At 65.0% G+C, this 24,221-nt stretch carries 24 protein-coding genes and 1 pseudogene; 12 read left to right on the top strand and 13 right to left on the bottom strand.

Going from position 1 to position 24,221, the window contains the following annotated elements; genetic code table 11:
- Positions 1–13: 13 nt before the first annotated feature.
- Both PI86_RS10800 and PI86_RS10795 read right to left on the bottom strand, forming a co-directional pair.
- The gene (locus PI86_RS10800) at positions 14–1,018 is read right to left on the bottom strand and encodes an XdhC family protein (RefSeq protein WP_039321825.1); all 1,005 of its coding nucleotides are present in this window, start codon (positions 1,016–1,018) and stop codon (positions 14–16) included.
- Positions 1,019–1,108: 90 nt separating this feature from the next.
- Positions 1,109–1,375 (bottom strand): DUF4148 domain-containing protein, encoded by a 267-nt coding sequence (locus PI86_RS10795; RefSeq protein ID WP_039321824.1) that lies wholly within the window; start codon positions 1,373–1,375, stop codon positions 1,109–1,111.
- 362 nt (positions 1,376–1,737) lie between these two features.
- Here PI86_RS10795 and PI86_RS10790 point away from each other — a divergent pair, with 362 nt between their 5' ends.
- The 10 genes from PI86_RS10790 (at position 1,738) to PI86_RS10745 (ending at position 12,268) form a co-directional block, all read left to right on the top strand.
- Complete coding sequence (locus tag PI86_RS10790) at positions 1,738–2,631, top strand: LysR family transcriptional regulator (protein WP_039321821.1); 894 nt, start codon at positions 1,738–1,740, stop codon at positions 2,629–2,631.
- A gap of 425 nt (positions 2,632–3,056) precedes the next feature.
- Positions 3,057–4,082, top strand: coding sequence for an alpha/beta hydrolase (locus tag PI86_RS10785; protein ID WP_039321817.1), 1,026 nt, complete (start codon positions 3,057–3,059; stop codon positions 4,080–4,082).
- Between the two features lie 511 nt (positions 4,083–4,593).
- On the top strand, positions 4,594–5,778 hold the full coding sequence (locus PI86_RS10780; RefSeq protein ID WP_082012208.1) for an MFS transporter: 1,185 nt from the start codon (positions 4,594–4,596) through the stop codon (positions 5,776–5,778).
- Positions 5,779–5,912: 134 nt separating this feature from the next.
- Complete coding sequence (locus PI86_RS10775) at positions 5,913–7,076, top strand: MBL fold metallo-hydrolase (RefSeq protein ID WP_052319423.1); 1,164 nt, start codon at positions 5,913–5,915, stop codon at positions 7,074–7,076.
- Between the two features lie 99 nt (positions 7,077–7,175).
- A complete protein-coding gene (locus tag PI86_RS10770) occupies positions 7,176–7,919 on the top strand; it encodes an SDR family oxidoreductase (protein WP_039321815.1) in 744 nt (247 codons plus the stop codon).
- Between the two features lie 466 nt (positions 7,920–8,385).
- Positions 8,386–8,778 carry a nuclear transport factor 2 family protein gene (locus PI86_RS10765; RefSeq protein ID WP_039321813.1) on the top strand — a complete coding sequence of 131 codons (393 nt, stop codon included), beginning with the start codon at positions 8,386–8,388 and terminating at the stop codon, positions 8,776–8,778.
- Between the two features lie 75 nt (positions 8,779–8,853).
- Entirely contained in the window at positions 8,854–9,789 is a 936-nt protein-coding gene (locus PI86_RS10760; protein ID WP_039321811.1) for a quinone oxidoreductase family protein, read from the top strand.
- A gap of 53 nt (positions 9,790–9,842) precedes the next feature.
- Positions 9,843–10,187 (top strand): MoaF-related domain-containing protein, encoded by a 345-nt coding sequence (locus PI86_RS10755; RefSeq protein WP_152608090.1) that lies wholly within the window; start codon positions 9,843–9,845, stop codon positions 10,185–10,187.
- 631 nt (positions 10,188–10,818) lie between these two features.
- Positions 10,819–11,127: an ArsR/SmtB family transcription factor gene (locus tag PI86_RS10750; RefSeq protein WP_039321805.1), complete on the top strand. Its 309-nt coding sequence runs from the start codon at positions 10,819–10,821 to the stop codon at positions 11,125–11,127.
- A 79-nt stretch (positions 11,128–11,206) separates the two neighbouring features.
- Entirely contained in the window at positions 11,207–12,268 is a 1,062-nt protein-coding gene (locus PI86_RS10745) for an alkene reductase (RefSeq protein WP_039321802.1), read from the top strand.
- A 15-nt stretch (positions 12,269–12,283) separates the two neighbouring features.
- Here PI86_RS10745 and PI86_RS10740 read toward each other — a convergent pair whose 3' ends face one another.
- Positions 12,284–12,811, bottom strand: coding sequence for a GNAT family N-acetyltransferase (locus PI86_RS10740; RefSeq protein WP_039321799.1), 528 nt, complete (start codon positions 12,809–12,811; stop codon positions 12,284–12,286).
- 84 nt (positions 12,812–12,895) lie between these two features.
- Between PI86_RS10740 and PI86_RS10735 the strand changes: the two genes are divergently transcribed.
- On the top strand, positions 12,896–13,507 hold the full coding sequence (locus tag PI86_RS10735) for a LysE family translocator (RefSeq protein ID WP_039321796.1): 612 nt from the start codon (positions 12,896–12,898) through the stop codon (positions 13,505–13,507).
- Between the two features lie 143 nt (positions 13,508–13,650).
- Here PI86_RS10735 and PI86_RS10730 read toward each other — a convergent pair whose 3' ends face one another.
- The 3 genes and pseudogenes from PI86_RS10730 to PI86_RS10720 all read right to left on the bottom strand — a co-directional run bounded on the left by PI86_RS10730 (position 13,651) and on the right by PI86_RS10720 (position 15,353).
- Positions 13,651–14,013 carry a helix-turn-helix domain-containing protein gene (locus tag PI86_RS10730; RefSeq protein ID WP_039321793.1) on the bottom strand — a complete coding sequence of 121 codons (363 nt, stop codon included), beginning with the start codon at positions 14,011–14,013 and terminating at the stop codon, positions 13,651–13,653.
- Positions 14,014–14,017: 4 nt separating this feature from the next.
- Positions 14,018–14,298: pseudogene (locus PI86_RS10725) on the bottom strand (type II toxin-antitoxin system HigB family toxin).
- 134 nt (positions 14,299–14,432) lie between these two features.
- Positions 14,433–15,353: a phosphatidylinositol-specific phospholipase C gene (locus PI86_RS10720; RefSeq protein WP_152608089.1), complete on the bottom strand. Its 921-nt coding sequence runs from the start codon at positions 15,351–15,353 to the stop codon at positions 14,433–14,435.
- A gap of 6 nt (positions 15,354–15,359) precedes the next feature.
- On the opposite strand from PI86_RS10720, the gene PI86_RS10715 reads away from it, so the two are divergent.
- Positions 15,360–16,382 carry a LacI family DNA-binding transcriptional regulator gene (locus PI86_RS10715; RefSeq protein WP_039321893.1) on the top strand — a complete coding sequence of 341 codons (1,023 nt, stop codon included), beginning with the start codon at positions 15,360–15,362 and terminating at the stop codon, positions 16,380–16,382.
- A 9-nt stretch (positions 16,383–16,391) separates the two neighbouring features.
- On the opposite strand, the gene PI86_RS10710 is transcribed toward PI86_RS10715, so the two are convergent.
- The 7 genes from PI86_RS10710 to PI86_RS10680 all read right to left on the bottom strand — a co-directional run bounded on the left by PI86_RS10710 (position 16,392) and on the right by PI86_RS10680 (position 24,055).
- Positions 16,392–17,252 (bottom strand): carbohydrate ABC transporter permease, encoded by an 861-nt coding sequence (locus PI86_RS10710; RefSeq protein ID WP_039321890.1) that lies wholly within the window; start codon positions 17,250–17,252, stop codon positions 16,392–16,394.
- Positions 17,249–18,118 (bottom strand): carbohydrate ABC transporter permease, encoded by an 870-nt coding sequence (locus tag PI86_RS10705; protein ID WP_014898850.1) that lies wholly within the window; start codon positions 18,116–18,118, stop codon positions 17,249–17,251. Before PI86_RS10705 ends, PI86_RS10710 begins: the two co-directional genes overlap by 4 nt.
- Positions 18,119–18,152: 34 nt before the next feature.
- Positions 18,153–19,391: an ABC transporter substrate-binding protein gene (locus PI86_RS10700; RefSeq protein ID WP_039321787.1), complete on the bottom strand. Its 1,239-nt coding sequence runs from the start codon at positions 19,389–19,391 to the stop codon at positions 18,153–18,155.
- A gap of 187 nt (positions 19,392–19,578) precedes the next feature.
- Entirely contained in the window at positions 19,579–20,787 is a 1,209-nt protein-coding gene (locus PI86_RS10695; protein ID WP_039321784.1) for a porin, read from the bottom strand.
- 170 nt (positions 20,788–20,957) lie between these two features.
- Positions 20,958–21,896, bottom strand: coding sequence for a helix-turn-helix domain-containing protein (locus PI86_RS10690; protein WP_039321886.1), 939 nt, complete (start codon positions 21,894–21,896; stop codon positions 20,958–20,960).
- A 69-nt stretch (positions 21,897–21,965) separates the two neighbouring features.
- Positions 21,966–22,556 (bottom strand): DUF3156 family protein, encoded by a 591-nt coding sequence (locus PI86_RS10685; RefSeq protein ID WP_039321781.1) that lies wholly within the window; start codon positions 22,554–22,556, stop codon positions 21,966–21,968.
- Complete coding sequence (locus PI86_RS10680; RefSeq protein ID WP_039321778.1) at positions 22,553–24,055, bottom strand: APC family permease; 1,503 nt, start codon at positions 24,053–24,055, stop codon at positions 22,553–22,555. The genes PI86_RS10685 and PI86_RS10680 overlap by 4 nt, the downstream gene beginning before the upstream one ends.
- Positions 24,056–24,221 lie beyond the last annotated feature (166 nt).

Below are 24,221 nucleotides of genomic sequence, written 5' to 3'. Positions count from 1 at the left end.
CAGGCGCGCCGCCCTACGCCGTCGTCGCGGCCTCACCGAGCTGCCGTTCAGCTCGCATCGCATGACTTTGCAGCACGGGCACGTCGCGTCGGATCGCGGTCATTTCGGCGACGATTGCCACCGCGATTTCCGGCGGCGTCTGCGCACCGATGTGCAAGCCAACGGGCGCGTGAAGTCGGTCTATCTGATCGGCCGTGAGGTCGAACAATCCGACACGCTCCCGACGGCGGGCACAGTTCGCACGGGAACCGATCGCCCCAACGTAGAACGCGTCGGACTTCAACGCTTCGAGGAGCGCCATGTCGTCGAGTTTCGGGTCGTGTGTCAGCGCCACGATTGCCGTACTCGAGTTCACCCCGATCCGGATCAGCAGGTCATCCGGCATTTCCCGACTGAATTCGGTGCGCTCCACGCACCACGTCGCCATGTACTCTTCGCGCGGATCACATACGGTGACCGCGTATCCGAGCGGCAACGCCATCCGGGCGACATATTCGGACAGTTGGCCGGCTCCGATCAGGACCAACCTCAATCGAGGCCCGTGCATCGCTTCCAGGATGCGCCCGTCGAAGGACGTTCCCGCCGGCTCTGAAGCATGTCTGAATGTCGCCTCTCCGGTAACGACGTCGAGCGTACGGCGTACGGCTTCGCCATTCATTGTCGCGGCTAGCACTTCCGCAAGCTTCAACGCTTCGGTCAGCGGCTCGACCACCAATTCAAGCGTGCCACCGCACGGCAATCCGAACCGGTGCGCTTCATCAGCCGTTACGCCATAAGTCAGCGTTTCCGGACGCTCGAGCATGAGTGCTCCACTTCTGACCCGGTGAGCGAGATCATCCTCGATGCATCCGCCCGACACCGAGCCCTTCATTGCCCCATCCCGCCTGATTGCCAGAATCGACCCGACCGGTCTCGGTGCGGAACCCCATGTGTGCACTACCGTTGCCAGAACAACGGATGCGCCAGCACGCCACCAATCCAGTGCTGTCGTCAGTACTTCAACGTCGACGCTGTCCATGTGCTTATCGGCGCGACGTCGCAATTGCGACGGAATACGCCGCGACCATGGCTCCCGCCTGATCGCGCCATTTGGCGCCAGTCGGCTCGCTCAATTGCACTGCGATGACGAACCGTTCTCCGCGAGTTGCGGATGCGCCGAATTGCGCGCGCTCGCGACCTTGGCCGAAGCAGCCTGAGCATCGCTCACCCACGTGCCGGGGTTCGCGCGCGCGGGATTGAAGCCGGCGGCCTTGTACTGGATCATTTCGTTGCGAACCTGCTCACGCGTGAGGCCGTCGGCGGTGGCCTGTGCAGATGCCAGCAACGGGCTGGAAATAGCAAGGGCGGCAATGAGAAGACGATGGCTGAATTTCATGATGTTCACTCCAGAAAGACGAATAGAGACTTGCCGAATGCGCGCAGGCGAAACGACGTGATGCCGCGCCCGGCGCCGTCGTAGCGTGACCGCTCACCGTGGCTTCGCATCAGTCTGCAAAACCTGGCGGCAAGTACGGCGTCTCCACACAATGTGTGTCCTTCTGAGCCGCGTTTTGATTGTGATCGAGGTCGAATGCGCGCGACACGCTATCGACCATGCAAGCATGGAGTGTACGGTTTGCCGTCGCTTCGATTAAGTGGCGATTCCTGCTAGAACCTATTAGCATGGGTCATGAATCAAAGACGGCACACCGCCTCTTTGATGCTAGGATTCCAACCCTTCTATAGGGGTAACACCGGATGGCTCGAGAAAATTTCAATGACCTTCTCGTGTTTCTCGCTGTGGCGCGAGAACGGAGCTTCACGCGCGCGGCAGCGAAGCTCGGCGTGTCCCAGTCCGCGCTCAGTCACACGATTCGGGACCTCGAGGCTCGCCTGGGTGTTCGTCTACTTACGCGCACGACGCGCAGCGTGTCGACAACCGACGCGGGAGAAGAACTCCTGAAGACCGCCGCACCTCGTATCGAAGAAATCGAGGCGAAGCTGGCTTCCCTGTCCGATTTCCGCGACAAGCCAGCCGGCGTGGTCAGGATTACGGCCACCGATCATGCGATCGATTCGATCGTCTGGCCCAAACTGACGAACGTCCTGCGCGAGTATCCGGATATTCGACTGGAACTGACGGTCGACTACGGGCTCGCGAACATCGTCGAGGACCGCTACGACATCGGAATCCGGTTCGGAGATCAGGTCGCAAAAGACATGATCGCGGTACGCATCAGCCCCGATATCCCGATGGCGGTCGTCGGCGCACCCTCGTATCTCGAGGGCAAGTCACTGCCCAAGTCACCGGAAGACCTGCTCAACCACGACTGCGTGACATTGCGACTCACGACCACGAAAGGTGTATACGCGTGGGAACTGAAGAAAGGGAAGCGGGAGATCCAGGCGCGCGTGAACGGTCAATTGACGTTCAACACCCAGCAACAGATGCTGCGAGCCGCGGTGGACGGCTTCGGTCTCGCCTTTCTGCCCGAAGACGCCGTGCGCCCCTATCTCGATCGCGGTGAGTTGCTAAGCGTCCTCAAGGACTGGTGTCCGGCATTTCCAGGCTATCACGCGTACTACCCAAGCCGCCGGCAAGCATCCCGCGCATTCTCAGTCGTAATCGATGCATTAAAATATCGGCACTAATGCCGGCCTTGCCGGTATGGCAGCGAAACCGTCGTTCGAATGACGCTCACCCCGATCCGTCAGCCGTGAGCCGGCGCGGTACGAGCGGGAGTACAGATCGTTGCAGCGCGCGTGAAGCGCCCGAACTCCGCGCCGCAGGCAAGGTCGAAGGTTTCACGGCAGCCCTGGCGACGGACCCGGCCCTCCCCGTTGCCTCACATGCACCCCTCATCCCTGAATGGATTCATGAGCCGCGCTCATGACTTCAATCACGCCTTCCGGCGCAATTAATTACATTCCTTTCAGTATCATGTGAGTCGATATTGCGACGATGACCGCCCTTCCTTTGCGCGACCCGCTCGTTGCAGATTCGACGCCGGCGATCACCGCCCGTGTCAGCCGGCTCATTCGTATCCCTTATCAACTTGCAATCGAAGGAATGCCCAATGAGAAAGCTCATCATATTATTCGGATTTCTTATCACCTCATTTTCTGCGACGGCTGCCGACATGTCCGCTGGCGCCGACAACTTTTATCATAGCGATCGCGTGATTGCCAAGAAGGTCGAATTCTCCAACCAGTACAGGATGAACGTCGTCGGCAATCTCTTCGTCCCCAAAAACCTGGACCGAAATCAGAAGCATCCGGCAATCATCGTCGGTCATCCAATGGGCGCCGTGAAGGAGCAAAGTGCGAATCTGTATGCACAAAAGCTGGCCGAGCAAGGCTTCGTCACGTTGTCGCTGGACCTGTCGTTCTGGGGTAAAAGCGACGGGCAACCTCGCAATGCCGTCTCGCCCGACATCTATGCGGAAGACTTCAGCGCAGCGGTGGATTTTCTGGGCACCCGACCATTCGTCGATAGAAACCGGATCGGCGTGCTCGGCATCTGCGGCAGTGGAAGTTTCGTCATCAGCGCGGCCAAGATCGATCCGCGCATGAAGGCGATCGCGACGGTCAGCATGTACGACATGGGCGCCGCGAACCGCAACGGGCTGCGGCACGGGCAAACGCTTGAACAACGCAAGCAGATAATTGCCGCGGCGGCCGAGCAGCGCGATGTCGAGTTTTCGGGCGGTCAAATCCAGTACACGAGCGGAACCGTGCATGAACTGAAGGACGACACGCCTGCAATCCAGCGGGAATTCTTCGACTTCTATCGCACACCGCGCGGCGAGTACACGCCGAAGCGCTCGTCACCGGAACACACGACACACCCGACGCTGACCAGCAATGTCAAGTTCATGAACTTCTACCCGTTCAATGACATCGAGACAATCTCACCTCGCCCGATGCTCTTCATCACCGGTGAAAACGCTCACTCGCGGGAATTCAGCGAGGAGGCCTATCGTCTTGCCGGCCAGCCGAAGGAATTGCTTGTCGTGCCGGGCGCGGGGCACGTGGATCTTTACGATCGCGTCAACCTGATTCCGTTCGACAAACTGACTGCATTCTTCCGCGGTAATCTGTAATATCGCGCCGCTGCGTCCTGCAACATCGCTCGAGGCTCGACGCCACCGCCGATGTCGACGCCGCCGCACGCTGGCAAAACAGCGTGCGGCGCGTTTGCAGCCAATAATGCTGCCGGGGCGGGGCGGTCGAACGAACTCAGTGCACCGCAACCAGACGCTCTACGACCACAATTGATGAGGCACGCTCATCAGTCCAATCACTCCAGCGGCCTTTATCGATCACACGCGTCACGGTCTAATGGAGGCCTGACGGCATGATGGCTTACCGCCTCGTTCATGCTCAGTCGTCGTTCGGTACATCCTCTTTCTAACGGCTCGCGCGTTCCAGCGAGATGCTGCACGGCTCCGTGCTGCGTATGTCCGGTACCGGACAACGACCGCCCCCTACCGCTCGATGGCCCTTCCGACGGGCCCCCTACTGCACCGAAAGACGCAGCGACGAATCATTGCCGTGCGCTTTCAATCGTTCGCGCATTCCTGGTTCGGTTCGCGCGAACCCATGAGGAACGCTATGTCGACATTGACAGCACCGCCGCAAACTACGCGGCGAAACCTATGGAGCGCGGTCGGCTCGATGGCGATGTGCGCCGCGATGCTGATCGCTTCCGAGTTCATGCCGGTGAGTCTGCTCACGCCGATCGCAAGCGACCTTCATGCGACGGTCGGCATGGCAGGACAGGCCATCTCGATCTCGGGGCTGTTTGCCGTGGTGACCAGCCTGCTGATTCCATCGGTCACCGGCCGCTTCGACAGGCGGCACGTGCTGACAGCACTGGCAGCACTGATGCTGGTCTCGCTGGTACTGATCGCCGAAGCGCGGGATTTCACCATGCTGATGACCGCACGCGCGTTGCTCGGCGTCGTGATCGGCGGCTTCTGGTCGCTCGCAACAGCGACCATCATGCGCCTCGTCCCGGAACAAGCCATCCCGAAGGCGCTTGGCGTACTGTTCACGGGTAATGCCGTAGCCACGGCCTTTGCCGCTCCCATCGGCAGCTACGTCGGCGCGATGATCGGCTGGCGCGGCGTGTTCTGGGCGCTCGCACCCATCGTTATCGTCAACATGATCTGGCTATGGTCGAGCATCCCCTCGATGCCGGCCCAAGGCAGTCATCCCGTCGGCAAGGTCATCGGCCTGCTCAAGCGACCCAACGTGGCTTTCGGGATGCTGGCGGTCATGTTGACCTTCGGCGGCGCGTTCGCGATTTTCACGTACCTTCGCCCCTTTCTCGAGTCGTACACGCACGTTGACGTGACCCAACTGTCGATGCTGTTGCTGGGTCTCGGGCTCGCGGGCTTTGCGGGAACGTACGGTGCGAGCGCATTGATTGCCAAACGCCTGTATTTCCTGCTCATGATCCTGCCGCTCGCACTGGGTGCCGTGACGGTCGGCATGCTGTCGGTGGGCCACCTGCTGTGGGCGGTCGCGCTCGCGATGATCGCATGGGGCACGGTGAACTCGGCCATTCCGGTCGCATGGTCGACGTGGCTGACGCAAGGCGTCAAGGACGAACCCGAAAGCGGCGGCGGCCTGATGGTAGCGGCGATCCAACTGTCGATCATGGTCGGCGCGGAATTCGGCGGGATCCTGCTCGATCACGTGTCGATTGCGGCGACGCTCGTCGGAGGGACCGCACTGCTCGTGCTTTCCGCGTTGATCGTCGGTAACGGTACACGACTGCAACCGCGGAAATAGCCCGTTTACGGCCATCGGGAGACTCAGATCCAGTACGCCAGCACGCGCTCGCGCCAACCAATTTCGCGTGAATTGCCGCGCGGTATCTGCGTGATGCGTGCTTTCGCGACCCATACACGAAACCAGCAGTCTTGATGAAAAGACTCTACCTACGCGTGCTGAAGGTCTGTGCCGGCATCGTCCTGCTCGGTGCAATCGGTGCAGTTGCCTGTCTGCAGCATCCGTTGTTCGGTGCACTCCCGCAGGGCGAGCGCCTCGCGCGCATCCTGCGCTCGCCCAACTATGGCGGCGGAGCTTTTCGCAACCAGATCGACTCGCCGATGCTGACGACGAATCAGCCCGAATGGGAGATGTGGATGGAGACCGTCTTTGGACGAGGGAAAGGCCAGCCCCGGCCGCCCGGCGCCATCCCCGCGATCGGGACGAATCTCGAGGCGCTCGACCCGACGCAGGATCTTGTGGTCTGGCTCGGTCACTCGTCCTATTTCGTGCAGTTGGGCGGAAAGCGCATCCTGATCGACCCGATCTTCAGCACCAACGCAGCCCCTGTGCCTCGCACGAACACCGCGTTCGACGGCACTAGCATCTATGCGGCGGAAGACATGCCCGGAATCGATGCGCTATTGATCACCCACGACCATTACGATCACCTGGACTATCGGACCATTCAAGCTCTGAGACCCAAAGTGAAGCGTGTTGTCACGGGCCTAGGCGTAGGGGCACATTTCGAAGCCTGGGGTTATGACATGTCCATCGTGCGCGAGGCGGATTGGAACGACGTCGTCGAACTGACACCGGCACTGCACGTCCACGTCACCCCGGCACGGCATTTTTCGGGGCGTGGCCTGACGCGGAACCAGTCGCTGTGGGCCGGTTTCGCGATCATTTCCCCGAACCGCCGGATTTTCTTCAGCGGCGATTCGGGCTACGCCCCCCATTTCAGAGAGATCGGCCGGCGGCTTGGTCCATTCGACTGGGTGGCCCTCGATACCGGACAGTACGACCCGCGCTGGGCGAACGTCCACATGAATCCCGAGCCGGCCGCGCAGGCGGCCGAGGACCTGCGCGCCCGCGTGCTCACGCCGGCGCACGTGGGTCGCTTCTCCATTGCACCGCACGACTGGGACGACCCGTTCAGGCGCATCACCGTAGCCAGCGAGAAGCGCGATTATGCGCTGTGGACCCCGAAAATTGGCCGTCCCATGTACCTGGACGGCCGGATGCAAAAATTCTCGCCCTGGTGGGAGGAGGTCCATCCCGACCGCCCTCGGAAAGGTGTGGATGACCATGCGTCCTAGCGCGACGCCCGCAGCCAACCGGGTTACGGCAGTCGCATTTCAACCCGACAGAAATGTCGCAAGCAAGCAGCCCCCCTTCAACAACAGCAGGGAACGATCATGATCAAAGACAAAGTTGTAATCATCACCGGAGCGTCTTCCGGCATCGGCGAGGCAACCGCAAAGTTGCTGGCAAGCAAGGGCGCCAAAGTCGTACTCGGTGCGCGACGCGAGGAACAGCTGAAGCGGATCGCAAACGAGATCAAGCAAAGCGGTGGCCAGGCCGTCTACCAAGAGCTGGACGTGACCAGACAACCGGACAACGACAGCATCGTCAAACTGGCCAAAGCCGAATTCGGCCGCGTCGACGTCATGTTCTTGAATGCCGGGCTCATGCCGAATTCGCCGCTTTCCGCGCTCAAGATCGACGACTGGCATCAAATGGTCGATGTCAACGTCAAGGGTGTTCTGAATGGTGTCGCGGCAGTGCTGCCGGCCTTCGTCGAACAGAAAGCCGGCCACGTCATTGCCACCTCTTCGGTTGCTGGCCTCAAAGCCTACCCGGGAGGCGCCGTCTACGGCGGGACAAAATGGTTCGTACGTGACTTCATGGAAGTCTTGCGCATGGAGTCCGCCATGGAGGGCACCAATATCCGGACGGCGACGATCTATCCGGCCGCCATCAATACGGAACTGCTGGCGACGATCAGCGAGAAGGAGACGCTCGGCCAGATGCAGGGCATCTATGACAAGTACGGGATCTCTCCGGACCGAATTGCCAGCGTGGTTGCCTTCGCGATCGATCAGCCCGACGATACGACGATCAACGAGTTCACGGTCGGCCCGGCCAATCAGCCTTGGTAAGCAGGCAGCAAGCTCTTGGGGCGAGCATCGGCATGATCGCTCGGGATCGAAATCGGGCGCCCCGCAAGTGGCGCCGCTGCGAACGGTGCGATCGCTCGATCCAGTAGCAAATGCCTGGCGCTGCAGGCAGGCGTCGGGCAAGCCGCATCGGCGACGCCCGATGCACTCCAACTTCAGGTTGATGGTCAATCAACCTTCGATCCTCTTCTGATTCCCGGGAATGACGAGCACCATGCGGGGGCGCTCCGTCATTCGCGGTATCGCGGCAATCGACGCATTGCTCTGATTTCTTCCGCACGCGGGGCGTCAGGACCAACGACGACGCGAGCGCGATCCGGCAGACCACTGAAGCCGGCACGCATGGTCACGGGAGCGACGTCGAGTATCGATTCGCGGTCGGCATGCCGTCACGCGATGCATCTCGCTCCAGCCAACTCAACATCGTCCAACACAAATGGATAATGCAATGTCCAGGAATGAAAACATCGACCTCGTCCGGAGAATCTACGGCTCAGGTGCGGCGCCGGAAGCCACTCGCGAGCTCATGGCCCCTGATCTCGTCTGGGATATCACCCCTGGCTTCCCGCTCGGCGGCGTGTATCACGGCTACGAAAAGACGATGACGGATTTCTTCGGCCGGCTCATTCCGCTGTTTGCGTCCTGGAGCACGGAAGCGCAAACGTACTACGGGGACGACGATAACCACGTCTTCGTGGTCGGCGAGTATCACGGCGTCACCAAGGCGGGCCAAAGGGCCGACGTTCGTTTCATTCATGTGTGGACTGTGCGCGACGGCAAGCTCACCGCGTTGAAGCAAGTCGCCGACAGCCATGTCGTCCAGCGCGCGCTGGGCAACTAAAGGGTCGGTGCCACTTCTCGACCCAACCGCGCCCCCCTTCCGCAAACATACGAACCCACGTAATCAGGAGTCTTCATGAGAGCTGTCGGATTGACCGAATTCGGCGGACCGGAGGTACTGCGCCTCTTGAGTCTATCGACACCGGTGGCCCATGCAGGCGAGATTCGGATCCGCGTCACGGCGGCCACCGTCAACCCGGTCGACACGATGGTCCGCCGGGGGCTGGCGTTCGTCTCCGATGCAGCGCCACCTTACGTTCCAGGGATGGAGGCAGCAGGTGTGGTCGAGCAGATCGGGGAAGGAACCGAGACGGATCTGCGCGTCGGCGACCGTGTCGTCGCGATCGTTGTCGTGTCCGGAACGCGTGGCGCGTATGCCGAACAGCTCGTCGTTCCAGCAGAGTCCGTGGTCCGTGCTCCCGCCGGGACAACCGACGCAGAAGCCGCTACGCTCCCGATGAACGGACTGACGGCACGAATGGCCCTGGACATCCTGAAGCTGCCGGTGGGCAGTACCATCGCAGTCATCGGTGCAGCAGGCGCGGTCGGTGGTTACGCCGTACAGTTGGCAAAGGCCGAAGGATTCCGTGTCATTGCCGACGCCTCGCCCAAAGACATCCAGCTTGTCGAGGCGCTCGGAGCCGATGTCGTCCTGCGGCGCGGAAGTGATTTCCCGGATCTCGTACGCAACGAAGTGCCTGACGGCGTAGACGGATTGATCGACACCGCACGAGTCGGGTTGCCGGCCGCCCGTGCAGTGCGCAACGGCGGGCGGATAGCGACATCGGCTCCCGGCACGCCGCTCGTGACCGAGCGAGATATCGTCGCCGAGCGCACCTTCGTTCCGAAGTATGCGCTGAATCATTCCGCCCTCGAACAACTCCGTCAGTGGGTCGAGCAGGACCGCATCACGCTTCGAGTCGCCCGCACCCTGCCCGTCGAACACGCCGCCGACGCTCATCGCCTTCTGGAGGCCGGCGGTCTGCGAGGACGGGTGGTCCTGACTTTCTGAACGGACCGCGACCACCAATGAGCCAACCTTCCAACGACGTCGGGAATACGACCATGCCTATCGACACCCATGCCACCCTTCCCTCGGTCGGCCAGACCTGGCTCGCCGATCTGGGTCCGAATACACCGCTGGGTCACTTCACGGTGGAAATAACGTTCGAATCGCCAACTCGCGTCAGCTTTCTTGTCACGGGCGGAGCCATCAAGGGCAGATCCCAGACCATGGACTACACGACGGCCAAGCTTCGCGATGGCCTTTATGTGGTGCGCTGGACCGAACCCGAGTCGAACGACTTCGTCACGCACATAGAGGACTACACGGCAGGAGTCTGTATGGCCAGTTCAGTCGTCGGTGGCAAGTTCATCCAACTCGCGGGGACGTGGACCCGCGTACGCTGAACGGTTTCCATATCGCTGAATTGAGGGACCCGAAGCACGCCGCTATTACGAAATGCGCTCGCGCCGGGAGCGGGCGCGTTGCGAGGCATCGCTTGCGTAGGCCAAAACAAAGTCATCACTGTTTGCGAAGACCTGAGTTTGAGCCGGCAACCGTGCCGCCAGGATAAGAAAGCCAATCTTGCTGCTGCCTCGTTGACAACGTCAGCATCTACGTTCGTGTAGACAAAACCCGTGCCTTAATTCGAAAGCATTCTGAAATAATTTCGTTTCCCCTTGCCAGATCGCTCGCGTGCGAACTTTCACTTAAGACTCTTGATTATTTTCCCCGCAGTAATAAGTTCTCGCGCTCGCTCTTGAACCTCCGACGCATCCAACAAAAAGACGCATATAATCATTTTCTATCAAGCATTTACGTCGACTTTTTCACATCTCGAAATGTGAGGTGTGGACTTTTTTGTACGTTTCCTCGCCATACTCCCAAGTGCGGTCTTTTTTGTCTGTCGACACCAATCAACCCCACTCGCGATAGTGCCTTCGCGCATATCGTCATTTTACGATATATGATTCGGCCATCGACGATACTCGTTTGCACCGGTTTTCCAACCGAACGCCCCGAACACCACGCCCTTCCATGCCGACCGAACTCGACATCGACGCGATCCTGAAAGCGCTCTCGAACCCTGTGCGCCGGGAGATCCTCGTCTGGCTAAAAACGCCGGACGCGCATTTCCCGGAGCAGACGCTGCCGTATGACCGCGGCGTTTGCGCCGGGCAGATCGACGCGCGCTGCGGGCTGTCGCAGTCGACCGTCTCCGCGCACCTCGCGACGCTGCAGCGCGCGGGGCTCGTGACGTCGACGCGAATCGGCCAGTGGGCGTTCTTCCAGCGCAACGAGGCCGTCATCGACGCATTTCTCGACGCAATGCGCCGCGAACTCTAACCACCGGCCGAACCGGCCTTGCGGTACTCGCCGCGCGCCACGCGCCGGCGAGCCCGTTTTTCGTGAAGAGGTTATCTCCATGCCCACCCTGTTCGACCCCGTTACCCTCGGCGACCTGACCCTGCCGAACCGCGTCGTGATGGCGCCGCTCACCCGTGCCCGCGCCAGCGACGCGCGCGTACCGAACGACCTGATGGCCCGCTATTACGCCGAGCGCGCATCGGCCGGCCTGATCATCAGCGAAGCGACCTCGGTCACGCCGCAGGGCGTCGGCTACGCGGACACGCCCGGCATCTGGTCCGACGAGCAGGTGGAAGGCTGGAAGCGCGTGACGCAGGCCGTGCACGCGGCCGGCGGCCGCATCGTGCTGCAACTCTGGCACGTCGGCCGGATTTCCGATCCGGTGTTCCTGAACGGCGACCTGCCGGTCGCGCCGAGCGCGATCGCCGCGGACGGCCATGTGAGCCTGGTGCGCCCGCCGCGTCCGTACGTGACGCCGCGTGCGCTCGAACTCGATGAAATTCCGGGCATCGTCGCCGCGTATCGCAAGGGTGCGGAGAACGCAACGAAGGCCGGCTTCGACGGCGTCGAGATCCACGGTGCGAACGGCTACCTGCTCGACCAGTTCCTGCAGGACAGCACCAACCATCGCACCGATGCGTACGGCGGCCCGATCGAGAACCGCGCGCGCCTGCTGCTCGAAGTGGTCGACGCAGCGATCGACGTGTGGGGTGCCGGCCGTGTCGGCATGCACCTCGCGCCGCGCGGCGACGCGCACACGATGGGCGATTCCGACCCGGCCGCGACGTTCGGCTATGTCGCGCGCGAACTCGGCCGCCGCAAGATCGCGTTCATCTTCACGCGTGAATCGTATTCGGGCGACCAGCTGAGCCCGCGCCTGAAGGAAGCGTTCGGCGGCCCGCTGATCGCCAACGAGCAGTTCACGCTCGAATCCGCACAGGAAACGCTCGCGAGCGGCAATGCCGACGCGATCGCGTGGGGCAAGCTGTTCATCGCGAACCCTGACCTGGCGCGCCGCCTCGAACTCGGCGCACCGCTGAACAAGCCGGTGCCGGAGACGTTCTACGCGGAAGGCGAAACGGGCTACACCGACTACCCGGCGCTCAGCGACGCGGCCTGACGGCCGGCAACCCGTTCATGCGCGCACGTCCGCGCGCATGAACACCCGCTGTGTCTCGTCGAGCCCGCGTGCAACGTGATGCGCGCGGATCGCGCGCAGCGTGTCGTCGAGCGATGCGTCGTCGATGATGTGGAAGCCGAGGTGCGCGTAGTACGGCGCGTTCCACGGCGCAGCGCGGAACGTCGACAGTACGACCTGTGCGATGCCGTCTTGCGCCGCGCGCGTCATGATCCGTTCGATCAGGCGTGCGCCGATTCGCTGCCCGGCATGCGACGGCGCGACATCCAGCTCCTCCAGGTAAAGCCGCTGCGCATCGAGCAGCCGGTAGAACGCAAAGCCCACGCACGTCCCCGTTTCGTCCGTCGCGACATACGCGCGACCGTCGTCGATGCGGGCGAGCACGTCGGCCGTATCGGTCGGCTCGCCTGCGGCGATGTCGGGCATGCCGATGCCGCGAAAGCGCTGGGCGGCGGCCACTTCCACGGCGGCCATCGCGGCCGCGTCTTCCCGCGTGGCGGGACGAATCCGGATCGATACTGTCATCACGACGAGGTAGGCAGGCAGGAACGGCCGTCACTATAATCGAAACTTCATACGTTTCGAACGCCCCCGCCCACGAGGTTCGTCATGACGCTGTCCGCGCTCGCCGTGTTCGCCATCGCCCTGCTCGTCACCGCCGGCACACCCGGCCCGAGCGTCGCCGCACTCGTCGCGCGCGTGCTGACGAACGGCGTGCGAGACGTGCTGCCGTTCCTCGCCGCGATGTGGATTGGCGAGGCGCTGTGGCTCACGCTGGCGGTCGCCGGGCTGTCCGCGTTCGCGCGCACGTTCGAGACGGGCCTGCTCGTGCTGAAGCTGCTCGGCGTCGCCTACCTGCTGTTCCTCGCGTGGAAGATGTGGACCGCGCCGACCGACACGAAGGCCGACGACCTGCCGCGCGGCCAGTCGCCGTGGCGCATGTTCGTTGCGGGCACGCTGGTGACGCTCGGCAATCCGAAGATCATGCTGTTCTATCTCGCGCTGCTGCCGACGATCGTCGACCTCACGCATGTCGGTGTTCTCGCGTGGGCCGAGCTCGTCGGCACGATGCTCGCGATCCTGATCCTCGCCGACTGCTTCTGGTCGTTGCTCGCGGTGCGGGCACGCGCGTTTCTGACGTCGGCACGCGCGAAGCGGATCGCGAACCGGACGAGCGCGACCGCGATGGCCAGCGCGGCGGTGGCGATCGCGACGCGCTGAGTCGGCGTCGGGCATCGACGGGCACGGCCTTTCTTGCACGCAACTTCTGCATGAAAAATGGCGCCTCATGGCGCCATTTCTTCAAACTACCCGCCTTCCAGTACACATCGGCAACTCAAGCAGGCACTCCCGGACCCGTTCGCTCACGACGCCCCGATCAGCCCGTCCGCGGGAATGTTCAGTCCTTCGTGCAACTTCCGGATCATGGCGAGACTCAGCGATCGGCGACCAGCCAACCCGTCGTGCACCCGGTTGGTATTCCCGATGCACGGTTGCATGTCGGGGACCGGCAAGCCGGCTTGCTCCATCCGAAATTTGATCGCGTCGATCGGGTTCGGCGAAGCCAACGGGAAGTTCTCGGCCTCGTAGCGCCCGATCAGGATCGCCAGAACCTCCAGCTCGTCGCCCTCCCGCGTGCCCGGTGCAGGGTCTCGATCGACGAGCGCGGACACCGCCTTCAGGGCGGCCTTGTAGTCGGCCTCTGTTCGAATCGGGTGAATGTCCATCTCGTTACGCCATTTCCACGGTTGGCGCATCGATCCGGTCATATTCCGCGTGCGTACCGACAAACTTCACGTACACGATGCCGACCAGACAGGCCACCGCAACAATCAACCGTTGCCCTTGATGTTGAACACCACGCGGTTCCGACCAATGAAACTGGTACGGGGATACTGATCCTTGATGTTCTGCGGAGTCTTCCAGCTGGCCTTTGACGCTTCCATCTGCCACGCCAGCCGCGCCTGGCGCAACGGGGAACACGCGCAGATGCAGCACAATCGCTCGATCACTACCGCTCCTCCGCGCCACGACTGCGCATCGGTCTGATACACGCACGCTTGCGGCCCGCTGATTTCGTCATGAAGTGTGACGAACAAAGCGGACACGTTAACGAAGCTGACGAAGCGCTCGACACGAACCCGCACTAACAGCTCACCGACCTGCGCCTACCGCCGGACGCAGGCAGATGCTCATTGCACTCGACCAACGCCCGCACCAGCGCCCAGTCATCGTCGTCGCAGAAATCGAGCAGCATCGCGCCGCAGGTCCCGCGCTGCTCGCGCAACCGCTCGGCGAGCCGCGCCTGAATCCCCTGCACCCTGCCATCGCCGCGCGCGACCACCGACGGATTCGCGCCCATCCCCGTGCCGCTGCAGAAATTGATCGCCCAGCGGCCGCTCTCCGGCGACGGCATGCGGCTCAGCAGCGCCTCGATCACCCGCCACTTGTAGTGGATCGAACCGGCAACAGGCACACGATACTCATCCTGGATCACGAACGCCGCATCCGGATGATCGATCGTAAACGTCGCATTGTCGGGCCACGCGGTCAGGTCGATGCCGAGCGGCCGGCTGCTGCGAAACCGCCGCAACAGCACCACCGCGCCGCGCACGTCGCCGAGCGACGGCAGCGCGCCGCCCGCATGCCAGCGCAGCCGCGGATGCCGCGCGCAATGCGCGTCGAACGTCGCATCGAAGCCGCGCGTGCACGCGTGCGCGGGCCATTCGTCCTTCACCGACATCACGATGCATTCGCGTGGATGGGCATCGAGAAAACGCGTACAGTCCGCGAGCACGTCGTCGAACGACATGCCGAGCGCGATCCCGCCGTGATGAATGTCGAACGCGTCGCGCCGATGCCGGCAGCGGATGTCGAGCAGCCGCACGCCGTGCGCGAGCTGCGCATCGAGCGGCGCGCGCTGCGTACGCACGAGCGGATCGTCGACCGTATACGCACAGGTGTCATGGCTGCCCGGTAGGGTCAGCGTATGCAGCGGCCGCGCATCGTCGAGCGCCGACATCCAGTCGGCCAGCGGCGTGGAGGCTTCGTGTCGCGAAAGGATCATGAATCGATGACTGACAAGGAAAGAAAAACGTGGGTGACCGCGTCGGATGTCGCGGTGCGGGCCGGCGTGTCGCGCTCCGCGGTGTCGCGCGCGTTCTCGCCGACGGCGAGCATCGCGCCCGAAACGCGCGAACGCGTGATGGTGGCCGCGCGCGCGCTCGGCTACCAGGTCAACCTGATCGCGCGCGACATGATCACGCAGCGCAGCAGCATGATCGGCGTCGTGACGGCCGGGTTCGAGAATCCGTTCCGCGCGCGGCTGCTGTCGGACCTGATGGCCGCGCTCGGACAGCGTGCACTCACGCCGCTCGTGACCAACGCGGAAGATCCGCGCCAGGTCCGGCAATCGCTCGAACGGCTGCTCAGCTACCGGATCGCGGGCCTCGTGATGACGTCCGCGTCGCCGCCGCTGTCGGTCGCGCGGCAGTATCTCGAACACCGGATTCCCGTCGTGATGATCAACCGCGAAGCGAACCTGCCGGGTGCGGACGTCGTCGTCAGCGACAACGCGGCGGGCGCCGCCCATGCCGCGCAACGGCTCGTGCGGGCCGGCGCGCGCCGGCTCGCATTCGTCGGGCCGCGTACCGCGAACTACAGCGCACGATCGCGCGCGGACGCGTTCGAGCACGCGCTGCAACGCGGCGATGCCTTGGATGCGACGCTCGTGCGCGCGATCGATACGCACGCCGACACGCATGCCTGCGGCATCGACGCCGCGCGCCAACTGTTCGCGGCCGGTGAGCGCCCGGACGGCGTGTTCTGCTCGTCCGACCTGCTCGCGCTCGGCGTGATCGACGCCGCGCGCGACGCCTTCGGCCTGCGCGTGCCCGACGACCTGTGCGTGATCGGCTTCGACGACATCCCCGCCGCCGACTACGACGCCTATCGGCTCACGACGCTGCGCCAGGATACGCAAGGCCTCGCGCACGCCGCCGTCGACCTGCTCGCCGACCGGATCCAGACCTTCGACGGCGCATCGCGCACGCGCGTCGTGCCGGTTACGCACGTGGTGCGGCATAGCTGCGCGTAACACCCCGCGTCACTTCAGCCCGCCCGCGAAGCCGCGCAGCAGGTAGCGCTGTACATAGCCGGCCACGGCGAGCGTCGGCAGCGACGCCAGCAGTCCGGCGCTCATCAGGTCGCCCCAGTCGATGCCGTTCTCCGTCACGTAGCCGGCAATCGCGAGCGGCAGCGTGAAGCGGCTCGGCGTCGACACGAACAGCAGCGCGATCAGGAACTCGTTCCACGCGGCGATGAACACGAAGATCGCGGTGGCGATCAGCCCCGGCGCGCACAGCGGCAGCACGATCTGCACGAGCCGCCGCGCGAGCCCCGCGCCGTCGATGCAGGCGGCCTCCTCGTATTCGACCGGCACGTCGCGCACGAACGCGAGCAGCATCCAGATCGCCATCGGCAACGCGTAGATCTGGTAAGCGAGCATCAGCCCCGGCGTCGAGTCGAGCAGATGCAGCCGCTTCGCGAGCGCGAACAGCGGCACCGCGATCGTGATCGGCGGCATCAGTTTCAATGCCAGCACGAGCATCAGGAACAGCACATCCAGCCGCGCCGGAAACCGCAGCCTCACGAGCGCATACGCGGCCGGAAACGCGAGCGTCAGCGCGAGCAGCGTCGTGCCGAATCCGACCAGCAGCGAATTGGCGAGCGGTGCGCCGATGCCGTTCGACCACACCGACGCGAAATGCTCGAGCGTCGGCGCGGCCGGCCAGATCCGCAGCGGATGATCGAGGCGTTCGAGCGTCGGCATGAACGCAGCGCCAGCCATCCACAGGCACGGCAGCAGCAACAGCGCGAGCGCGATGAGGCGCAGCGCCCACGGCGCCGTGCGGCCGAATGCGGCACCCGTTCGCGCGGTCGAAATGCCTGCGGGGCGCGCCGTCATGCGCGCCGCTTGCGAACCGTCTGCCATACGTACCCCGAGACCAGCAGCGCGGACGCCGCGAGCATCAGCACCGACGCGGCACTCGCCGGCCCGACGTTGAAGAAGCGGAAGCCCGTGTCGTAGATGTAGGTCGACAGCGTCTGCGTCGCGTTGCCGGGGCCGCCGCCCGTCAGCGCATAGACCTTGTCGAACAGCTTGAACGTGTCGATCGAGCGCAGCAGCAGCGCGAGGCCGATCTGCGGCGCCGCGAGCGGCAGCGTGATGTCGCGCAGGCACTGCCATTCGCTCGCGCCGTCGGTGCGCGCGGCTTCGTACAGCTCCTGCGGGATCGATTGCAGCCCGGCCAGCACGATCAGGAACGCCATCGGCGTCCACTGCCACACGTCGACGAGCGCGAGCGACCACAGCGCGAGATGCGGATCGGACAACCAGCGCACGCCTTCGATGCCGAACCCGGCGAGCAGCGCGTTCAGGAAGCCGTCGAAGTTGAGCCAGTTGCGCCAGATCGCCGAGCACACGAGCGTGGACAGCATCATCGGCAGGATCGCGAGCGGCAGCGCGATGCGCCGCCCCGGGAACGCGCGCACGAACAGCAGCGCGAGGCCGAAGCCGAGCGCGACTTCGGCGAGCGACGCGACGATCGTGAAGCGCAGCGTGTTGCCGAAGCCGGCCGCGAACGCATCGTCGCCGAGCACCGCGCGATAGTTCGCGAGCCCGGCGAACGCGCGGCGGCCGGCCGCATAGTCGACCTGGCAGAACGAGTCGACCAGCACCTGCGCGACCGGATACAGCGCGAGCGCGGCCAGCACCAGCAGCGCGGGCCCGAGCAGCGCGACGAACGGCAGGCTGCGGCGGAGGGCTTTCATGCGCGACCTCCGGCCGCCGAGTTGACGCGCGCCGTCACTTGCCGGCCGCGGCCGTCGCCTGCGCGATCTTCTGCTGCGCCTGGCGCAGCGCGGCGTCGGGTGCGGCCTGCCCGGTCAGCGCGAGCTGCAGCTGGTCGCCGAGAATGCTTTCGACCTGCTGCCAGTCCTTCACGCGCGGTCGCGCACGGCCGGCTTCGAGCGCCTTCAGCTGATCGGGATACCAGCGGTACTGGCGCACCAGCGCCGGATCGTTGAACACGCTGCGGCGGGTCGGCGGAATGCCGATGCTGGCGAGGCGCGTCTGCGTATCGCGTGCGCTCAGGTACGCGAGGAAGTCCTGCGCGAGCTTCGCGTGCGGCGCATCCTTCGGAATACCCATCTGCCAGATGCCGAGCATCGGCGCCGGGCCGGCGGTCTGCCCGGGCGGTGGCTGCAGCGCGATCTGCCCGACCACGCGCGACTGCTTCGGATCGTCGAGCGCCGGCACCCACGCCGGCCACACCTCGATCGACTGCACGGCCGTGCCGCGCTGCAGCGCATCGCGCACTTCGGCGGCGCCGTACACGTCGACGTCCTTCGGCGCGGACGCCTTCAGCGCGAGGAAGGTCTTCAGCGCGGCCTGCGACTCGCGCGAATCGATCGTCACGTTGCCGGCGCGGTCGAACACGTCGCCGCCGTAGGCCCACAGGATCGGCAGGAAGCCGGTCACGACCGGATTGCCCTTGGTGCCGCGGAACACGACGCCCGACACGCTCTTGTCCGCACCGCCGACGGTCTGCGCGATCTTCAGCACATCGTCCCAGTTGCGCGGCGGCTGCAGCTTGTATTTCGCGAGCAGATCCTTCCGGTACGCGAACATCTCGACGTTGCCGACGATCGGCAGCGCGTACAGCGCGCCCGCCGCGTTGCGGCCGAGCGCGACCGCGGACGGCACGAGATCGGCGTCGGCGAGCGACGCCGGCAGCGGCTTCAGCCAGCCGTTGCCGATGAATTCGGGCGCCCACGTGTCGTCCATCATCACGAGGTCGTACGCGCCGGTGCCTTCGCGCATCGACAGCTTCAGCTTCTGGTACAGGTTCGCGTTCGGCAGCTTGAGCAGCTCGATGTCGGTGCCCGGGTGCAGCTTGTTGAAGCCGGCGACGGCGTCGGCCAGCCCCTTGCCGTAGATGTCGTCGCGGCCTGCGATGACGAGATCCGCCGCGAAGGCGTGCGAGGCGGCAAAGGACAGCGCAACGGCGGCGGACAGCGCGCGCAGGCGGCTCAGCAGGGTCATGAGGTCTCTCTCGATCGGCGTGGTGGCGGGACGGCCGGACGTTGCACACGTGTGCAACGCGGGCGACGCTTCGGGCGGCCTGAAGCGAACGCCATTGTTCACGTCGATCGTTAAGAATTTGTGGCACGCGGCGGGACGGGCGGCCAGCGCAGCCGCCCGCCCCGCGCGCTTCACCGCGTCCGTGCCGTCAGAAGTTCACGCGAATCCCGGCCATCACCGCGAGCTGCCGGCTCGAATTGCTGTTCGCGAGCACCGGGATCTGCGCGTAGTTCACCGCATTGCCGTTCGCGTCGGTGCCGAGCCCCGTGCCGCTCGCGACCTGCCCGATCGCGACCGCATACAGCGCGGTGCGCTTCGACAGGCTGTAGTTCGTGCCGACGTTCACCTGGTGGAAGCGCGTCGTGCCGCGCCCGGCAGTATGGGCGGCGTTGAAGATGTACGCGACGCCGCCCTGCAGCGCCGGCGTGAACAGGTACGTGACGTTCAGCTCGCCGATGTCGAACGTGAACGCCTGCGCGCGCGGCTGCGCATCGGTCGAGAAATAGCGGCTGTCGCCGAGGCGCGTATGCGTGTAGGTCAGCGCGACCGTCGTCGCGCCGAGCGTCACCGAGCCGCCCGCGCCGAACGCGCGCATCGAGCCGGCATCCTGCAGCAGGCAGTACATCGCGCCCGGGTTGCTGCACGCGAAGTCGCCGATATAGCCGCTCGCGCCGCCGAGTGCCGCATCGAGCGGCTGGTGCAGGTCGAGATAGCCGACCGAGAACGCAACCGGCGCGCGGGTGTAGGTCGCGGCGACCGCATAGCCGCGCTTCGCGGAAAAGTCGCCTGCCTGCCCGCCGAAGCTGAACGTGCCGCCGAACGTCAAGCCGTTGAAATCGGCGCTGGTGAACTTCACCGCGTTGTTGAAGTTGAACGCGGCGTTCAGGTTGTCGACGTCGCCGAGGTGCGAGCCGTACGGCGTCGCCCAGTTGTTGCTCGAGACGTAGGCGCCGAGCATGTCCGTGTACGAGTCGTATTGCCGGCCGAGGCCGAGCGTGCCGATCGAATCCTGGCGCAGCCCGACCCACGCCTGCCGGCTGAACGCGGTGCCGCCCTGCAGCGCCTGCCCGTTCGCGGACAGGAATTGCTGCTCGAGCGAAAACACCGCGTTGAGCCCGCCGCCGAGCGGCTCGGCGCCCTGGAACCCGAAGCGGGACGGCACGAGGTTGCCGCCGCCCATCTGCCACGCATGGCCGCCTCCCGTGCTGCCGTCGGCGCGCGTGAACTGCTGGTTCGTCGAGTAGATGATGCCGGTGTCCACGGTGCCGTACAGCGTCACGCTGCCCGAGCTCTGCGCGTGTGCGTGCATGCAACCCAGCGTGGCCGCGGCTGCGGCCAGTCGTCGTCCGATCTTCATGTCCCGCCCTTTGGTTTCATCGATTCGCACTGCAAACCGATGGTGTTGTCGATATGGGTGACAGGACTCTATCCAGCGAAAATTCAGGACCTCTATCCCAAATCAGCAAATGGTGAAGCGGGCGGGCGACACGCGACGGCGCCCGGCGGCACCGTCCCGGTGCGAAGACGTCATTCGGGCCGCAGGGTTTGCGACGGCAGCTCGCCGAACAGGTCGCGATACTCGCGTGCGAAATAGCCGAGATGCGTGAAACCCCAGCTCGCGGCGGCCTCGCCGACGCCGAGTTGCTGCGCCGAAGTCGTGCGCAGCAGGCGCCGCACCGCATTCAGCCGGATGGTGCGCAGGTAGCCGACGGGCGTGACGTCGGCGACGCGCTGGAAGCTCGTCTGCAGCGTGCGACGGCTGCAGCGCAGCGCGCGGCACAATTCGAGCACGGTGACGGGCTCCTCGGGCCGGTCGCGCAGGTGCTTCTCGCAGCGGCTGACGATATCGCTGTAGGTGGCATGCGTGATGTCGCGGCGCTCGACGCCGATGCCCTGGTCGAGTGCATCGAGGAACATGCCGAGCATCGCGTCGCGGAACATCTTGCGGGTGGCCGCGTATTCGAGGCAGCCGGGGTTGCGCTGCGCGTCGTCGATCAGCGACGACAACCGCGCGCCGAGCGCGACGCCCTGCGCGTCCGACAGCCGCGTGACGTGCCGCAGCTTGCGCGCGCCGGCCGCGCCGAACTCGGCTTCGCACAGCTCGTCGACCATGTCCGACGCGGCGCTGATCCCGACGAGCCCCATCCCTTCCGGCGTGTGGAACTCGAAATCCTCGCCGGCGCGCAGCGCGAGCAGCGCATAGCCGTCGATCGGCTGGCCCTGGAACGTGCCGGCAAGCGGCACCGACAACGGCACCGCGAGCGACGTGCGCCCGGCCGGTGCGAGGCCGGTTTGCGCGACACGCCGGTTGGTCGTCTCGCGGAAGAAATGGAAATCGTCGTACAGCACCTGCGTGACGGTGCCCCTGAACCGGCCCGGCGTCATCTGGCGGTAGACCTGATGCCAACCCGCGATCGCGAGCCCGTGGTCATGCACGTCTTCGTGTGAGCGTGACTGGAACAGCATCGGCATCTCCGGTGAAACCCTGAATCCACGTTGCGTCCGCCGGGTTCGCACGGCACGCAGCGTCACAGCTTACCCCCGCAAAATTCCGCGCAGCGCGGTTTCGAACGCAAGACAGGCCGCCGACAGCGCAGCGGCCTGCTCGCCGGTCAGGCGAGCGTAGCGGCGAAACGACGGCATCCGGTTCACGACCTCGCTGCCGCCGAACGGCACGACGGCGAGCGTCCAGCGCCCGTCGCGCGCGGCGATCATGCAGTCGGTCAGGTGCAGTGGACGCAGCGCGTCGGCGAGCGACGGCTGCGCGACGAGCGCGGCCACCGTCCGCACGAATTCGGGGTCGCATCCCGGCGCAGGTTCGGCTGCGACGCCGGTGCGCCGCAGCCAGCCGGTCTGCTGCACGCGTGCGCGGCCCTGCCCGGCCGGGCCGCGCGTGCCAACCGACACCTGCACACTGACCGTATGCATCAGGAACTGGCGGTCGACCCGTTCGTCGACGCTCACGCGCACGCCGTTCGGCAGTCGGGCCGTGATTTCGCCGACGCCGCCGTCAGCCTCACGCGCGGCACCCAGGTCGGCCAGCACGCGCGCGGCGATCGCGCCGGGCCGATGGCCTGGCGGCGGCGTATCGGGCGCCGCGCGCCAGCGGGTGAGCGCGGCCCTCACGATGCAACGTGCTCGTTGCGCAGCACTTCCTCCACCGGCACCGGCTTGAACGGATGCCGGCGCTGCACGACGATCGTCCAGAACAGCGCGTACAGCGCGGTGAGCCCGAGCATCGCGCCGAACGGCACGTAGATGTCGCGCGCGTTCATGCCGGGCGGCGTGATGTACCAGATCGCGAGCACGATGCCGACGCTCGACACGATCTGCGGCAGCGGGAACAGCGGCGAACGATACGGGCGCGGCAAGTCCGGGCGACGGATCCGCAGCATCACGACCGACGCGGTGACGAGCAGGTACGCGGTGCCCCACGCGCAGGTCGCGGCGAGCACGAGGTGCAGGATGCTGTCGAGGTTGCCGTTGATCAGCCACGCATGGAAGATCGGCACGATCGCGGACGCGACGATGCCGACCACCGGCGTCTTGAAGCGCGGATGCAGATACGCGAAGCAGCGCGGCAGCGCGCCGTCGATCGCCATCCCGTACAGGATGCGCGGCAGCCCGGCCATCAGCGTGTTGATCGTCGCGGCGCCCGCGCACAGGAACGCGATGCCGAACCACACGCGGCCGAACGGCCCAAGCACCTGCAGCGCGAACGCGGGAATCGCGCCCGGCGTGTCGAGCAGGTGCGTGAGGCCGTCCGGGCTTACCGGCACGTTCGCGACCTGGCGGCGGATCGCCGCGCCGTACAGGAACATGCAGATCGCGACGCCGACGAGGCCGAGCGCCATCGCGCGCGGAATCGTGCGGCCCGGCGCCTTCATTTCCGGCGCGAGCGGCGTGACGAACTCGCAGCCGACGAACATGAACATCGCCATCCCGACCAGCGACAGCACGGCCGGCACCGACGTGCCGACTTCCGAGCCGCCGAACCAGCCGTCGAGGTGCACGGCCGGCGCGGCCGCGAGGCCGAGGATCCCGAAGATCATCAGCGACAGCCACATGCCGGCCGTCAGCACGATCTCGAGCTTGCTGAACACCTTGACGCCGATGATGTTGGTGATCGCGAACGTGACCACGAGGCCGACGCCGACGAGCCACGAACTGTTGTGCTTCTCGAACGCGGCGTTCAGCGACTCGAAGTTCACGAGCGCCATGATCCCGCTCAGGATCGTCTCCGCCGTGCCGGCGAACACGTGCACGAGGAAATAGGCGGAAATCGTGCCGGTGATCGCCCAGAAGCGGCCGAGCCCGCACGACAGGTAATCGTAAACCGAGCCGGCCGTCGGCAGCATCGCGGCGGCTTCGGAGAAGGTCGTCGCCTGCGCCTGCATCATCACGAACGCGATGATCATCGCGACCGCGAACGCCCAGCCGCCCATCCCGAAACCCGACGTCGCGGTGAGGATCACCGGGCTCGCCATGATGAGGCCGACGGCACTCGCCAGCGCGGTCGGAAAACCGACCGCGCCCGCCTTCAGCACCGTGCCGCCGCCCGCTTCAGCCGACGCACCGGCGGGCGTATCGCCCGCGGCGCCGGTCACTCCTGGCCATCCCGACATCTTCGTCTCCTTCCTTTATCGGCCGTCGCCAGCGCTGCGGCGCCCGCTCCGGTTCCGTGCTTCGCGGTCGGCCCGGGGCGGCGCTTCAGCGCTTCGGCACCCAGGCCACTGTCGATCCAATCTGGATCCGATGTCGAAAAAATACGCAGGCAAAATAATCCGGTCA

Source organism: Burkholderia sp. A9 (assembly GCF_000801975.1).
The sequence above is the reverse complement of the archived record's forward strand: the minus strand, read 5'-3'. Positions and strand labels throughout refer to the sequence as shown.